General features: G+C 61.3%; 14 protein-coding genes. 1 reads left to right on the plus strand and 13 read right to left on the minus strand.

Annotated features, from left to right (window positions below):
* Positions 1-457: 457 nt before the first annotated feature.
* The 11 genes from OEZ49_RS20570 to OEZ49_RS20620 form a co-directional block, all read right to left on the minus strand.
* Positions 458-652 carry a DUF2244 domain-containing protein gene (locus OEZ49_RS20570; RefSeq protein WP_164126987.1) on the minus strand — a complete coding sequence of 65 codons (195 nt, stop codon included), beginning with the start codon at positions 650-652 and terminating at the stop codon, positions 458-460.
* 1 nt (position 653) lies between these two features.
* Complete coding sequence (locus tag OEZ49_RS20575) at positions 654-1,928, minus strand: amidase (RefSeq protein WP_263390044.1); 1,275 nt, start codon at positions 1,926-1,928, stop codon at positions 654-656.
* Between the two features lie 82 nt (positions 1,929-2,010).
* Positions 2,011-3,372, minus strand: a complete 1,362-nt coding sequence (locus tag OEZ49_RS20580; RefSeq protein WP_164126985.1) for a TRAP transporter large permease — start codon at positions 3,370-3,372, stop codon at positions 2,011-2,013.
* Positions 3,365-3,973, minus strand: coding sequence for a TRAP transporter small permease subunit (locus OEZ49_RS20585; RefSeq protein WP_263390045.1), 609 nt, complete (start codon positions 3,971-3,973; stop codon positions 3,365-3,367). Before OEZ49_RS20585 ends, OEZ49_RS20580 begins: the two co-directional genes overlap by 8 nt.
* A gap of 78 nt (positions 3,974-4,051) precedes the next feature.
* Positions 4,052-5,146, minus strand: coding sequence for a TRAP transporter substrate-binding protein (locus OEZ49_RS20590; protein WP_164126982.1), 1,095 nt, complete (start codon positions 5,144-5,146; stop codon positions 4,052-4,054).
* 353 nt (positions 5,147-5,499) lie between these two features.
* Positions 5,500-6,264, minus strand: coding sequence for an ABC transporter ATP-binding protein (locus OEZ49_RS20595; protein WP_263390046.1), 765 nt, complete (start codon positions 6,262-6,264; stop codon positions 5,500-5,502).
* The gene (locus OEZ49_RS20600; protein ID WP_263390047.1) at positions 6,261-7,115 is read right to left on the minus strand and encodes an ABC transporter ATP-binding protein; all 855 of its coding nucleotides are present in this window, start codon (positions 7,113-7,115) and stop codon (positions 6,261-6,263) included. Before OEZ49_RS20600 ends, OEZ49_RS20595 begins: the two co-directional genes overlap by 4 nt.
* A complete protein-coding gene (nikC, locus tag OEZ49_RS20605) occupies positions 7,112-8,026 on the minus strand; it encodes a nickel transporter permease (protein ID WP_263390048.1) in 915 nt (304 codons plus the stop codon). Before nikC ends, OEZ49_RS20600 begins: the two co-directional genes overlap by 4 nt.
* Positions 8,023-9,081: an ABC transporter permease gene (locus tag OEZ49_RS20610; protein WP_263390049.1), complete on the minus strand. Its 1,059-nt coding sequence runs from the start codon at positions 9,079-9,081 to the stop codon at positions 8,023-8,025. Before OEZ49_RS20610 ends, nikC begins: the two co-directional genes overlap by 4 nt.
* Complete coding sequence (locus OEZ49_RS20615; protein WP_263390050.1) at positions 9,082-10,686, minus strand: ABC transporter substrate-binding protein; 1,605 nt, start codon at positions 10,684-10,686, stop codon at positions 9,082-9,084.
* Between the two features lie 50 nt (positions 10,687-10,736).
* Entirely contained in the window at positions 10,737-11,795 is a 1,059-nt protein-coding gene (locus OEZ49_RS20620; RefSeq protein WP_263390051.1) for a dipeptidase, read from the minus strand.
* Between the two features lie 113 nt (positions 11,796-11,908).
* On the opposite strand from OEZ49_RS20620, the gene OEZ49_RS20625 reads away from it, so the two are divergent.
* Entirely contained in the window at positions 11,909-12,820 is a 912-nt protein-coding gene (locus OEZ49_RS20625) for a LysR substrate-binding domain-containing protein (protein WP_263390052.1), read from the plus strand.
* A gap of 4 nt (positions 12,821-12,824) precedes the next feature.
* Here OEZ49_RS20625 and OEZ49_RS20630 read toward each other — a convergent pair whose 3' ends face one another.
* On the minus strand, positions 12,825-13,628 hold the full coding sequence (locus OEZ49_RS20630; RefSeq protein ID WP_263390053.1) for an NAD-dependent epimerase/dehydratase family protein: 804 nt from the start codon (positions 13,626-13,628) through the stop codon (positions 12,825-12,827).
* Positions 13,629-13,639: 11 nt separating this feature from the next.
* Positions 13,640-14,458, minus strand: a complete 819-nt coding sequence (locus tag OEZ49_RS20635; RefSeq protein ID WP_263390054.1) for an HpcH/HpaI aldolase family protein — start codon at positions 14,456-14,458, stop codon at positions 13,640-13,642.
* Positions 14,459-14,466 lie beyond the last annotated feature (8 nt).

Here is a 14,466-nt window from a genome sequence, read left to right on the forward strand (position 1 = left end):
CAGACCTCAGCTTTACGGCAATCATCAATGCCTGCGCCGCTCTCCTGAACTCAAAGTGAATCTCAACAGACCCTAGAACCACATGAATCCGTTTTGGGTTATCCATAGGCTCCCACCGCGGGAACGATTGGGGTCGTCGATTGGAATACAAAGTGGACCACTATTCAACTGAGGCGCGCGCATCTGCCGTGTAGATGGCACTCGACGTTGGAGGTAATTTCCCTTACCGCTGCTAATCTATTCTATTTACGCGCAAATCCGACCATGTGTTCAGAATGCTGGAAGGAGACAGTGCCCCGCACCGGATCAAGAACGTGTAGATGAAGGCGGAGCCACAAAAATAGATGCTGGGAACCAAGCGTAAATCCGTGCAACATTCGTCTGTATGAACCTGCTGCGCAGGGAACAGGCGATTTCAAATAAGTCAAACCCAAGTAGTTCTGGCTCAGGTAACGTTCTATTTTTTGCCGAACACCTCTTCCCAGTAATTATACAGCGCAAGCAGGATCACGAAGCCTGCGATGAAGGCGAAGGGCAAACCGCCCCAGAACCCGGCAAACCCGGTCGAGATGCTGTACGACAGCCCGACCACGAAGGTGATCATCAGGCCCAGCCCGATGGTGGCCGTGATGAAATTGACCAGTTTCGACATTTCAAACCTCCTCTCGCGCGGCTGAACCCGTCAGCGCAGCTTGCATCCATGCCGCCGTTCTCATCAGGCGGTCGTCCTGTTCCCGTGCCCCGATCAGTTGCACCCCAATCGGCAATTCGTCCGCACCTACCAACACCGGCAGGGTGAGGCATGGCAGACCGGCCAGTGTCCAGATGGTGCAATAGACCGCGTCGCCAGTGTTTCCTGCCGACAGCGGCAGCGCCTGACCCGATGCCGACGGCGCCAGGATGGCATCGAAATCGTTGAAGTGATCCACAAAAAACGCTTCTGCGGATGCCTTGATCTCTATTGCTTCGCCATATTGTGCCCGGCTGATCGCGGTACCTCGTTCCAGGGCGGCGCGCATTTCTTGGCTCAGCGTACCCCCGTGATCGCGCGCAATGTCATGCATATTCTCGGCGATCTCGTAATCGTATATCACCTTGTGGACATCGGTCAGCCCGACGAGTTGCGGCGCGGCCGGGAAACGTTCGACCCGGTCGCCCAACGCCTCCAGAACCGCCTCCAGACCCGCCCGCGTATCCGCATCCAACCGGTCCTGATAAGGCATGTCGAACCATGCGATATCAGGGTCCACTGGCACTGCGGCCCTAGCACCAGCGAGGTTTCCAGGACGCGGCCGCGCAAAACTGGCCGGATCGTCCTGATCGTAGCACCCAATCGCATCGACCAGCAGCGCCATGTCTTCGAGCGTGTTGGCAAAGCCGCCGATCTGATCCAGTGTAATCGAGGTGCGGAAGACGCCCGTGCGCGGAATGATCCCGCGGCTCGGCTTGAAGCCGAATACACCGCAGAACGAGGCCGGACGGACGACCGATCCGCCTGTCTGTGTGCCAATCGCAAGCGGCACGTGACGCGCTGCCACCGCCGCGGCGGATCCGCTTGAGGACCCGCCCGGTGTCCGTGACGGATCATGCGGATTGGTCGTCACAGTCGGGTGCAAATAGGCCAGTTCGGTGGTCCGTGTCTTGCCCATGATCACCGCGCCAGCCTCGCGCAGACGCTCGACCAGACGCGCGTCGCGTCCGGACTGGCGCCCAGAGAAGATCACGCTGCCCCGCTGGGTGGGCATGTCGGCGGTATCCACGATATCCTTGAGGGCAACTGGCACCCCGTGCAAGACACCTGTCGCCCGCCCTGCCCGCCTGATCCGATCAAGTTCCCGCGCCTGGGCCAGCGCATGGTCCCCATCCAGATGCGCCCATGCCTGCACCACAGGTTCAGTCTCGGCTACCCGCGCCAGACAAGCTTGCACGAGGTTCTCCGAACTCAGGCGGCCGGTTCTGATAGCCTCTGCCGCTTGCGTTGCTGACATCAAAGTCGGATCAATCCGCATATCAGGGGACCCATACACCGAACAGGTAATCCGGGAACCAGAGCGCAATGCCAGGGAATTGGTACATCAGCACCATGCATAGGATCACAATGGCCAGATAGGGCATCAAGCCCTTGAAGATCTGGATCAGCTCGATCTGCGACTTCAGAACGCCTTTGAGATAGTAGGCCGACATCGCCATGGGCGGGGTCAGGAACGAGGTCTGAAGGTTCAACGCCACCAGCATCGCGAAGAAATACGGGTTCACCCCGAAAGTATCTAGCATCGGGAGGAAGATCGGCACGAAGATGATCAGGATTTCCGACCATTCCAGCGGCCAGCCCAATAGGAAGATGATCAGCTGGGCCAATACCAGGAACTGCCAGGGTTGCAGGTTCATGCCCACCACCCAATGCTCGATCACGTCATGCCCACCGAGATAGGAGAATACCGATGCGAAAGTCCATGAGCCCACGAACAGCCAGCACACCATTGCGGTTGCCTTGGCCGTCAGAAACACGCTTTCCTTGACCTTACCCCACGTCAGAGACCGGTAGAGCATCGCCAGAACCAGACCACCCAAGGCGCCCATCGCGGCTGCTTCGGCCGGCGTCGCCAACCCACCCAGAATCGAGCCCAGAACGAGAAAGATCAGAACAGTCAGCGGAACGAAGGACACCAGCAGGTTCATGTAGATTTCCCGCTTTGGCGGCACATCTTCCAGCTGTGGCTTGGGCGCAAGCGCCGGATTGATGCTGACCCGGATGATCACGTAGACGATGTAAAGACCGGCCAGCATCAGCCCCGGAAACACTGCCGCTGCATAGAGCCGCAATGGCGAGAGTTCGGCTATCGCTGCATAGACGATGAGCATGATCGACGGCGGTATGAGAATGCCCAACGTTCCGCCCGCGCAAATAACCCCAGCAGCAAAACTCTGGTTGTAGCCGGCCTTGTTCATCGCCGGATAGGCCAAGAGACCCATCAAAGTGACCACCGCGCCAACGATGCCCGAGGCGGTCGAGAACACAGCACAGGTCAGTAGCGCCGCAATTGCCAGTGATCCCGGCAGGTTACGCGCCGCCATGTAGAGGGAAAAGAACAGCCGGTCGACGATATTGGCGCGTTCAACCACATATCCCATGAACAAGAATAACGGGATGGCGACCAGCGTGTCGTTCTCCATCACGGAATAGGTGTTCTGGTTCAGCAGGTAGAAGATGTTGTTGTCGAAGATCTCAGAAATCGACTGAGGACTATGATAATAGGCGTAGTAGCCAAAACCGACACCCATTGCGAGCAGCGTAAAGGCGATCGGAAAGCCCAGAAGCACCAGAACGATGAACATGCAGAGCATTACGATTGCGATCTGAGGATCACTCATTGCCGCGGCCTCCTGCCTGCGCCCGGAACATCTCGGGGTGGTCTTCCTGCATGTGCATCAGCATGTCTTCGGTCTCTTTTACGTCGTCGATGCGCGGCAGCCACTCGCCGCTGCGCATGGCCAGCCAGCAGCGGGCCATTTCGGCCAGCCCCTGCAACATCAGCAGCGCGCCTGCGACCGGGATCAGGGTCTTGAAGAAGTAAATCTGGATGCGGGCCGGGCTGTTCCAGCTCACCTCCTTGTACCGCCAGCTGTCCGAGGCGATCTCCCAGCCGTACCAGAACAGCGCGAACATGCCGGGAAAGAAGAAGAGGATATACAGCACGAAATCCACGCGCGCCTGCCAGCGCACCGGAAACAAACGATACAGAACATCGCCGCGCACATGCGTATCCTGTGCCAGCGCATAGGCGCCCGACATCAGGAACAGCGCCCCGTACATCTGCACCATCATGTCAAAGGCCCAGACCGTCGGCGAATTCAGCACGTAACGCACGAAAACTTCATAAGACACCGAAAGCGTCAGAATGAGAATGCACCACCCGAAGGCCTTGCCAACCCATTGGCTCAGCCCTTCGATGGCATGGATGGTTTTGATCAAGGTCTGTCCCCCATCATCGCGCCACAAGGGGCGGGGCCACTGTCGCGGCCGCCGCTCTTGTCAGTTCGAACCTTTGGTTCAGCCGAAATAATGGCCGTAGGCCAGTTTGTAGTCGGGCTGGTTCAGGTTGAGGTAGTTCATCACTGTCTTGGCATAGGCCTTTTGGCTCTCCACCACCTTGGCAAAGAACGCGTCCTCGCCCGAGATGCGGTCGACCACCACATCCCACGCCTTCAACTGCTCTGCCATGACGCTGTCGGGGGTGCGATAGACGTTCACGCCCTGCTCGGTCTGGAGTTTCACCAGATCTTCCGAATAGCGCTTGGTGTTGTGCCAGTAGAAGTTCGAGTTCTCGGCCTCGGAGGCGTATTTGAGGATCGCCTGAAGCTCGGGCGCCAGGGCCTCGTACTTCTTCTTGTTGAACGTGACCTCGAAGAATTCCTGGCTCTGGTGGAACGAGGCCAGGTGATAGTGCTTGGATACGTCCTGCATGCCGAAGTCGCGGTCCGAGGTCGGGTTGTTGAACTCGGCCGCGTCGATCAGTCCGGATTTCATCGCTGGCTGGATTTCGCCGCCCGGCAGCTGCACCACCGACATGCCCATTTCCAGCAGAACGTCCGCCGCAAGGCCCACGGTGCGATACTTCAGCCCCTTCATCTGGCTGGCATCCGTGATCTCTTGCTTGAACCAGCCCAGCGGCTGCGCGGGCATCGGCGAGTTGAAGAAGGACACCACGTTCAGGCCAAGGCTTTCCATCAGCTCGTTAAAGAGCTCCATGCCGCCGCCGTAGTGGACCCAGCCCAGGACTTCCTGGCTCGACCAGCCAAAGCATGGGCCGGTTCCGAACAGCGAGGCCGCCTTGGACTTGGAGTACCAATAGGCAGGAACGTAATGGGCCGCATCCAGCACGCCGCGGTGCACGGCATCCTGCATCTGGCTGGTCTTGACGACCGAGTCCACCGGCAGCAGGTCTATGGTCAGGCGGCCGCCCGACATTTCGTTCACGCGGTTCACGTAGGATTGCGCGTTCTCAAGAAAGATACCGCCGCCCCATGCGGCCTGCATCTTCAGCGTAACGCCTTCCTGTGCATGGACAGCCGGAGCTGCCAGAACACCCGCGCCGGCAACAGCCGTTCCGCGCAGAAAGTTTCTGCGATTCATCTTTTCAGTCATTTCTCCTCCCATTTCCGGGCCAATCGGTTTGTTCTAACCAAGCCCTGTCCGCCAGAAGCAGACCCGTCAACGATAGTCACAGAGCGCAAACATTCAAATTCTTTTCAGTGTTTTTTGCCGAAATTGGTAATATTTCTTTTCCAGACAGGAAGGGCGTGCACCATCGGCGCGCACTTTCGGCTCAATTTTCGACCTGACGTTGATATCCGCCCGCCCCGCATGAGCGTACCCAGCGGTGAGTCCCTTGCAGGACAAAACGAGAAATCTGGCAAATGCCATCCAGTTCTGGCCAGAACACGTTGGCCAGATTCAGAAAGCGAGGCTCTGTTCGAAGGCCGGGTTAACGGGCCCGTTCAGACCGGATGTGCCCCCGGGGCGACTGAAGCTGACAACAAGTCGCGGGTGTATTCATGTTCCGCACGCATGGCACGCAGCGCATCGACATCCATCACCTCGACGATTTCACCGTTCTTCATCACCGCGAGACGGTCACACATGTGACCGATGACCGGCAGATCGTGGCTGACCATAAGGTAAGTCAGACCGTGTTCCGCACGAAGATCAGTCAGAAGGTTCAGGATCTCGGCCTGCACCGAGACATCCAGCGCCGAGGTCGGCTCGTCCAAGAGCAGGATCTCGGGCTCGCCCGCCAGCGCGCGGGCAATCGCCACCCGCTGTCGCTGACCGCCTGACAACTGGTGCGGATAACGAAAGCGGAACCGCCCGCCCAGCCCCACATCGTCCAACAGGCGTCTGACCCGGGCGTCGATATCGGGGATACCGTGCAGATGCAGCGTTTCCGACAGGACCTGATCCACCGAATGGCGCGGATGCAGCGAGGCGTAAGGATCCTGAAACACCATCTGCACCTTGCGAAAGAAGGCGCGGTCGCGCTTGCCACCTGCCAGCGCCTGCCCGTCGATATTGACCCGCCCGGACCAGTCCGGCGCCAGCCCGGTGATCGCCCGCAGGATGGTGGACTTGCCCGAGCCACTTTCCCCCACCAGGCCAAAGCTCTCGCCGCGCGCCACCGAGAAACTGGCGCCGCGCACCGCGTCGACCCGGTCGGGGCCATGGCCGAACCAGACATTCAGCCCCTCGATCTCAATCATGCTCATGCCCGGCCTCCGACACTCGGCGCCTCGGACCAGGCGGGATCGCGGCTCAGCACCTCCAGCTTGGCGCGCGGCTGGTCCAGTCGCGGCAGCGAGTTCAACAGGCCCCGCGTATAGGGGTGCGTCGCCTGATGCAGCTTGTCGGCATCGCAAACCTCGACGATGCGGCCCGCATACATGATCAGCACCCGGTCGCAGAATTCGGACACCAGGTTCAGGTCGTGACTGATGAAGATCAGGCCCATACCGCGCTGTTTCACCAGATCGTCCATGATGTTCAGAACCTGCCGCTGCACGGACACATCGAGCGCCGAGGTCGGCTCGTCCGCGATCAGGATCTGCGGGTTGGGGATCAGCATCATCGCGATCATGATGCGCTGACCCATGCCGCCAGACATCTCGTGCGGATAGGCGCGCATCACCCGTTCGGGGTCACGGATCGACACGGCATCCAGCATCTCCAGCGAGCGTTTGCGCGCCTCGGCCTTGCCCACTTTGTTGTGCAGCAGATAGGCCTCCATGATCTGGTCTCCCACGCGCATCACCGGGTTCAGCGAGAACTTGGGGTCCTGCATCACCATCGAGATGCGTTCGCCCCGCACCGCGCGCATGTCCTTTTCTGTCAGGTCGAGCAGGTTCTGCCCCTCCAGCGCGATCTGGTCGGCCTCGACGATCCCCGGCGGGCGGATCAGGCGCAGGATGGCCCGGCCGGTCATCGACTTCCCCGAGCCGCTTTCGCCCACGATGCCCAACCGCTCGCGCCCCAGAGAGAAGGAGATGCCGCGCACAGCCTCGACCACGCCCTGACGGGTGGGGAACTTGACCCACAGGTTTTCCACGTCCAGCAGGCTCATTGGCTGCCCTCCTTGGGGTCGAGCACGTCGCGCAACCCGTCGCCCAACAGGTTGAAGGCCAGGCTGACGGTAAAGATCGCCAGCCCCGGCATGGTGGCCACCCACCAGTGATCCAGAATGAACCGGCGCCCTTCCGAGATCATTGCCCCCCATTCCGGGCTGGGCGGTTGGGCGCCAAGCCCGAGAAAGCCCAGACCCGCGGCGGCCAGGATGATGCCCGCCATGTCCAGCGTCACTCGCACGATCAGCGACGAGATACAGAGCGGCCAGATATGCCGGGTGATGATGCGCACGGGGCTCGCACCTTGCAGGCGCACCGCGCTGATATAGTCCGACGCGCGGATGGTCAGCGTCTCGGCCCGGGCCATGCGCGCATAGGGCGGCCATGCGGTCAGCGAGATCGCCAGCACTGCATTCTCGATCCCCGCGCCCAGCGCCGCCACAAAGGCCAGCGCCAGAACCAGCCGGGGAAAGGCCAGAAAGATATCGGTGATCCGCATCAGCACCACGTCGACCCAGCCGCCAACATAGCCAGCGACGGTACCCACCAATAGCCCCGCAAGCGGGGCAATCAGCGCGACCAGCGTCACGATATAAAGGGTGATGCGGCTGCCATAGATCAGCCGGCTCAGGATATCGCGGCCCAGACTATCGGTGCCAAACGGGTGGCTGGGGCTACCCAGCGGTTGCAACCGGTTGCCCAGATTCTGCACATAGGGATCCTGTGGTGCCAGGAACGGCGCGAACAATGCCATCAGCACCAGCACCACCAGAATGCCCAGCCCGAACATCGCCATGGTATTGCCGCGCAGGGTCAGCCAGCCCTTGTAAAGGCTGGCCAACCGGGCGTGGCGGCGCGAGGTCGGCTCGTCGGTCAAGAGCCATTGCCGCAAAGTAAGTGTTTCGCTCATTTCGACCTCGGATCGAAGACCCGGTAGAGCAGGTCGGAAAACAGATTGAGACAGATAAAGATCAGCCCCACCACGACGGTTCCGCCCAGCACGGCGTTCATGTCGGCGCTGAGGAGCGCGGTGGTGATATAGCTGCCGATCCCCGGCCAGCTGAAGATGATCTCGGTCAGCACCGACCCTTCGAGCAGGTTGGCATAGCTCAGCGCGATCACGGTGATCAACTGCACCCGGATGTTGCGGAACGCGTGACCCCAGATCACCTGCCGTTCGGACATGCCCTTGACGCGGGCGGTGGTGACATACTCTGCCGACATCTGTTCCAGCATGAAGGATCGCGTCATGCGGCTGATATAGGCTAGCGAGTAATACCCCAGCAGCGTTGCGGGCAGGATGATATGGGAAAAGGCGTTGCGGAACACGCCCCAGTCACCGGCGATGGCACTGTCGATCAGGATCATGCCCGTGCGCGTCGGCACGATGTCCTGGTAGAAGATATCGAGCCGCCCCGGCCCTCCGACCCAGCCCAGAACGCCGTAAAAGATCAAAAGGCCCATCAGGCCCAGCCAGAAGATAGGCATTGAATAGCCCACCAACGCCACGACTCGGGCGATCTGGTCAATCCAGCTGCCCCGGCGCACGGCGGCGATGACGCCCAGCGGCACGCCCAGCAACACGCCGATCAGCGTGCCCAGCGTGGCCAGTTCCAGCGTGGCGGGAAAGACGCGGGCGATATCCTCGGACACCGGGCGCGCGTTCAGCAGCGACATGCCGAAATCGCCATGCAGCACATCCCAGAGGTAAAAGAGAAACTGCACCAACAGCGGCTTGTCGAGGCCAAGCTGCTCGTAGACCGCATCATAGGTGGTTTGGCTGGCGCGTTCGCCCACGATCGCCAACACCGGGTCGATCGGCATCACCCGACCGATGATGAAGGTGATGAGGAGCAGCCCCAGCATGGTGATCGAGACCGAACCGAGGGCCACGAGGACCCCCTTCAGCCAAGGGGCGAGAGACGCGCGAACGCGCCTCTCACGATTGTTTTCCGTCAGTGCCATTTACTTGGTGACTTGCCAGTAGGACGCCGAGGTGATGGCCTGCCCGGTCGAGAAGTTCATCACGTTGTCCCGCTGCGCCGATTGCTCGATCTGCTGGAACATGATGACAAAGGGCGAGGTTTCGCGGAATTCGGCCTGGATCTCCTCGTACATCTTGGCGCGCGTGTCGCGGTCATTTTCCACCACGGCGGCGTCCGTCTTTGCGGTCAACCCGCCGGTGTCCCAGCTGTTGCGCCAGGCCAGCAGACCGGTGGCCTGCGCCTCATCGGAGTTGTCCGGGTTATAGGCGAAGGTGCCCGCATTGGTATGCGGATCGGGATAATCCGGCCCCCAGGCGCCCAGATAGACATCCAGTTCCCGCGCCCGGTAACGGCTGAGGATCTGCTTGGCGGTGCCGATGGTGATGTTCATCTTGATCCCCACCTGTCCCAGCGAGTTTTGCAGCGACTGGGCGATCTCGATCCGCTCCTGCGCCTCGCGCACGCCGACCTCGATCTCCATGCCTTCGGGGATGCCCGCCTCGGCCAGCAGCGCCTTGGCCTTTTCCACATCATAGGTGAACGGCGCGGCGTCCGATGCACCCAGATAGGTCTGCGGCAGGAAATTCTGGTGAATGGTGTACTGACCACTGAGGAAACTGTTCTTCATCCCTTCGTAATCAACCAGATACTTAAAGGCCTGGCGCACCTGCGGCTTCGACAGTTCGGGGTGTTTCTGGCTGAGCGACACATACATCAGCCGCCCCTTCAGCTCTTCCTCGACCTTGACGCCCTCAGCATTGCGGGCGCCTGCGATATCCTCGGGGTTCAGGTTGCGGGCGATGTCGATATCGCCGCGCTCGAGCAGCAGACGCTGGCTGGCACTTTCCTGTACGTGGCGCACGATCACGCGCTCCATCGTCGGGGCGCCACGGTAATAGTCGGGGTTCGACTGGATTGTGATGCTTTCATTCGGCTTCCAGCTGACCAGCGAATAGGCGCCCGACCCGGCGGTATTGGTCTTGAGCCAGGTATTGCCCATATCGCCGTCCTGCTCGTTGGCCATGACGACTTCCTTGTCGACGATGCCACCAATGACCGCAGTCAGACAGTTCAGCACAAACGAAGTCGCATAAGGCTTGTCGGTGGTTATGGTCACCGTGTTGCCATCCGCCTTGATGGTCTCTGCCACGTTTTCAGCGGTAAAGCCGAACTGGGTCAGGATAAAAGCCGGGGTCTTGTTCAGGATCACCGCCCGTTGCAGCGAAAACTCCACATCCTCGGCCCGGACAGGGTTGCCGGAATGGAATTTCAGCCCCTCGCGGATGGTGAAGGTGATCGAGCGCTTGTCCTCGCTCACCGTCCAGCTTTCGGCGATCTCAGGCTGATAGCCCGCCTTCAAGTCCATCGGGTCAAAATTCACCAGCCGCATATAGACATTGCGGCTGAGGTCAGAGCCCGCAAATTCAAAACTTTCGGCCGGGTCCAGCGTGGTGATATCGTCGATCCGGTGCGCGATCACCAGCATGTTGGGCGGGGTTTCGGCCATCGCCATCGGCGCGGGCGCGGTCATCAGGACCGCCGCACCCAGCACGGCACTCGATAGAAGTCGGTTCAAAGCATTCATTTTGTCTTTTCCTCTCCTGTTGTCTTGGTCTTGGTCAATTCTTGCTGTGGTCATGCGCCCCAGGTGCGTTCCAGCACGCGCAGCCAGTTGTCGCGGCAGAGCTTGTCGATCAGCGCCGCGCCATAGCCATGGTCGGCCATGGCCTGACGCAGCACCGGCAGATCGGCAACCGTGGTCAGCGCCTCGGGCACGATGGCGCCGTCGTAATCCGAACCGAGGCCCACCCGGTTCTCGCCCAGGATACCCATCATGTGGTCGAGATGGCGCAACATGGTCTCCACCGGCACATCGCTCAGCTTGCGCCCGTCTTGGCGCAGAAAGGCCACCGCGAAATTCAACCCAACCATCCCGTCGCTTTCGGCAATCGCGCGCAGCTGATCATCGGTCAGGTTGCGCGAGATGGGACAGAGCGCGTGGGCATTGGAATGGGTCGCCACCAGCGGTTTGTCCGAATGGCGGGCAACATCCCAGAACCCTGCCGCATTCATGTGCGACAGGTCGATCAGAATGCCCAGCTGATTGCAGCGCCGCACCAGCCGGATGCCGTGATCACTCAGCCCCGGCCCGATATCAGGCCCCGAGGGAAAACGGAACGGCACCCCATGGCCAAAGATCGTGTTGCGGCTCCAGACCGGCCCCAGCGAGCGCAGCCCGGCCGCGTGCAGCACATCCAGCATATGCAGGTCGGGGTCGATCCCCTCGGCCCCTTCGATGTGGAAAATGGCGGCAATCCGGCCCGCCGCCAGCGCAGCGCGCATGTCTGCCACGCTGCGGCAGACGCACAGCGCGCCCTGGCGTTCCAGCTCGAACAGGATCGCGGCCTGGCTCAGCACAACCGGCAGCGCATCCTCCCAGTCGATCGGTTCGGGCAGAGGCAGGTCATAGGTGGCATTGGTCATCTCGGCATCGCGGGCCTCGCGATCCATCGGCGAGGGCACGTAGACCGCAAAGAAGCCGCCGCCAAAGCCACCCGCCTGCGCCTTGGGCAGGTCGAGCGCACCATCGCGCCCGGTCAGGAACGTGCCCGCCTGTGCCAACCCACCTGCGCGGTAGAGCTTGAGCAGGACATCGTTATGCCCGTCGATGATCGCCGGATGCGTTGCCGGCATGGTGAGCCTCCCCCGTTGGCGGTTGCCCGAATGATAGGAGAAGAAAATTGCATGGCAGAGTGAAAAATGCATGAGTTAGACTCATAGAGCTAGTCTGAATCTGAGACCGCCCCATGGCCAAGCCCAAGACCTGGCACTCGCTGCCCGAGTATTTCGCCCTGCGCGCGCTGATGCAGACCGGCACTACCACCGGCGCCGCGCATCAGCTGGGCCTGTCGCAATCGGCGGTCAGCCGTTCGATCGCCAGCCTGGAAAACCGGCTGGGCAGCCCGCTGTTCGAACGCGAGGCGGGTCGGCTGCGCCCGACGCAAGAAGCGGTGCGGCTGAACCTGCGCCTCGACCCGCTGTTCGAGGCGCTCGACCGGATCGACGGGCAGACCGAACCGGTGCGCGAGACGCTGCGCCTGATCGCCCCGCCCTCATATGCGCACCGTTTCTTGGTGGCACAGATCAGCAGTTTCCTGGACATGAATCCGGCGTTTTTCGTCAGTTTCGAGGTCAACACCTCGGACGAGGTGACACGCGGTATTCTGGACGACCGCTTTGACCTGGGCATTAGCGGTGTCGAGCAGAGTCGCGCCGGGGTCAAGACCATGCCCTATCGGGTGTCGGGCGCAGTCTGCGCTATGCCGCCCGATCATCCGCTGGCAGGTCGCGACAAGATCAAGCCCATTGACCTGCATGGCCAGAACATGATCGCCCTAACCCGGCGCCATGTGCGACGTGGCCAGATGGAGCGTCTGCTGCACCAGGCCCGCGCCACGCCACGCATCGTGGCCGAGGTCTCGACCTCTTTCGCCGCAGCCGATTTGGCCAGAGAAGGCGTGGGACTGACAGTGATCAACCCTTTCCCAATCTACCATTATCGCGCCGGGGATCTGGCCTTCGTGCCCTTTGCCTCGGATCTGGAATACCGCAGCTATTTCCTGGTGTCTGAAACCCGGCCAATGACCCGCCCTGCCCGCGCCTTCATGCGGCATTTGCGGCTGAACACGCCGCCTGACCCGTTTTCGCGCAAGGCCTGACCCGTCATTCCTGGTGAATTGGCTCGGCGGTGAACCCGCCGCCCTGATACAGCGCGTCTGGCGCATCGACCGGCCCCTGCGGTTCGGATGTTTCCAGCTCTTCCCGCCAAGTCTCGGACGTATCCAGCGGCTCCCATCCCAGATACCCGACGTGGGAGTTATCCCACCAGCCAGAGCGTGTTTGCGACACACCATAAATCACCGGACAGCCAAGCCGCGGCACGATGAAACACCGCTCGACCAGCGAGAACAGATCGCGATAGCTGAGCCAGGTGGACAGCATCCGCCGATTGCGTGGTTTGGGGAAGCAAGATCCGATCCGAACTCGCGCTGTTTCGATGCCGAATTTCTTCCAATAGACCAGCGCCAGTTGCTCGCCATACACCTTTGAGGCCCCATAGAGCCCGTCCGCCATCGGCGGGGTAAAGGCATCAAGCCGTTCGTCGGTGCGGTAGAATCCGATCGTGTGGTTGGACGAGGCAAAGAATATCCGCGGTTTTCCCGTGACCCGTGCCGCCTCGTAGAGGTTGTAGACCCCCCGGATATTGCCGCGCTCGATCAGTTCGAACGTCTTCTCGGTGCTCACACCGCCGAAATGGGCTACCGCGTCGCAACCATCGACCAAGTCCCGCACGGCGGCGGCATCGCCCAGGTCGGACTGAATGAACTCCTCGTTCCCGTTCACTCCCGCTACCGGCACCATGTCGCTCAGCCGGATCTCCTCAGCCAGGTCCGCCAGATGGCTGCGGGCCTGAGTTCCCAACGCCCCCGCGGCGCCGGTGATCAACAAGCGTTTCAGCTTGGCCATATTCGCCTCCGTCAGTAGCCGCTGGGCTTGTCGCCGGAACCCGCACCGGCACCGCTGCCCAACAACGCGCGCGCCTCGGTAACGGCTCCGCGCGAGCCCGACGCCAGCAGCGCCGAGTCGGCAGCAATCGTTACCATGTCAAATCCCCAGCCAACCGCCTGCGCCGCATAGGCCGGGGTCCCGCAATGCAGCCCTGCCGCGATGCCCGCGCGCTTGGCTGCCGCTTGGATGGCCTTGATCGTCTCGATCATCTCGGGCTCGGTCCGGTCCACGCCCGCAGGCAACCGGCCATTCGTTACACCCAACGTCAGGTCGGACGGACCGATATAGATACCGTCCAGCCCCGGCGTGGCACAGATCGCATCCACATTGGCAAAGGCCTCGCCAGTTTCGATCATCGCCAACACCATCACCTGGTCATTCGCTTCGGCGGGGTAGTTCGCCCCGGCCGAGAAACTCACCCGCGTCGGGCCAAAGCTGCGGTTGCCGCGCGGCGGGTAGCGCACCATCGCCACCAGGTCGGCCGCCTCTTCGGCGGTGTTGACCATCGGGCAGATGATGCCATAGGCCCCGGCATCGAGCAGTTTCATGATGATCCCCGGCTCGCGCCATGGCGCGCGCGCAATCGGCGTCACCCCGCTGGCGCGCATCGCCTGCAACATCGCCTTGGCGTCGGAATAGTCGAGGAAACCGTGTTGCAGGTCGATGGTCAGGCTGTCGAACCCAGCCGCGGCCATGATCTCGGCGGTGAACGGATTGCCGATGCCAAGCCAGCCGTTGAGCGTGGGGCGGCCCTCGGACCAGGCCTGTTTGACTGCGTTGGGGATCATGGATGCTA

It is taken from the genome of Ruegeria marisflavi (genome assembly GCF_025673445.1).
Taxonomy (GTDB): domain Bacteria; phylum Pseudomonadota; class Alphaproteobacteria; order Rhodobacterales; family Rhodobacteraceae; genus Ruegeria_B; species Ruegeria_B marisflavi.

Coding starts and splice junctions, on each gene's coding strand:
- OEZ49_RS20595 (WP_263390046.1), bottom strand. CDS start 6,264: ATGAGCATGATTGAGATCGAGGGGCTGAATGTCTGGTTCGGCCATGGC.
- OEZ49_RS20615 (WP_263390050.1), bottom strand. CDS start 10,686: ATGAATGCTTTGAACCGACTTCTATCGAGTGCCGTGCTGGGTGCGGCG.
- OEZ49_RS20620 (WP_263390051.1), bottom strand. CDS start 11,795: ATGCCGGCAACGCATCCGGCGATCATCGACGGGCATAACGATGTCCTG.
- OEZ49_RS20630 (WP_263390053.1), bottom strand. CDS start 13,628: ATGGCCAAGCTGAAACGCTTGTTGATCACCGGCGCCGCGGGGGCGTTG.
- OEZ49_RS20570 (WP_164126987.1), bottom strand. CDS start 652: ATGTCGAAACTGGTCAATTTCATCACGGCCACCATCGGGCTGGGCCTG.
- OEZ49_RS20600 (WP_263390047.1), bottom strand. CDS start 7,115: ATGAGCCTGCTGGACGTGGAAAACCTGTGGGTCAAGTTCCCCACCCGT.
- OEZ49_RS20610 (WP_263390049.1), bottom strand. CDS start 9,081: ATGGCACTGACGGAAAACAATCGTGAGAGGCGCGTTCGCGCGTCTCTC.
- OEZ49_RS20625 (WP_263390052.1), top strand. CDS start 11,909: ATGGCCAAGCCCAAGACCTGGCACTCGCTGCCCGAGTATTTCGCCCTG.
- OEZ49_RS20590 (WP_164126982.1), bottom strand. CDS start 5,146: ATGACTGAAAAGATGAATCGCAGAAACTTTCTGCGCGGAACGGCTGTT.
- nikC (WP_263390048.1), bottom strand. CDS start 8,026: ATGAGCGAAACACTTACTTTGCGGCAATGGCTCTTGACCGACGAGCCG.
- OEZ49_RS20580 (WP_164126985.1), bottom strand. CDS start 3,372: ATGAGTGATCCTCAGATCGCAATCGTAATGCTCTGCATGTTCATCGTT.
- OEZ49_RS20635 (WP_263390054.1), bottom strand. CDS start 14,458: ATGATCCCCAACGCAGTCAAACAGGCCTGGTCCGAGGGCCGCCCCACG.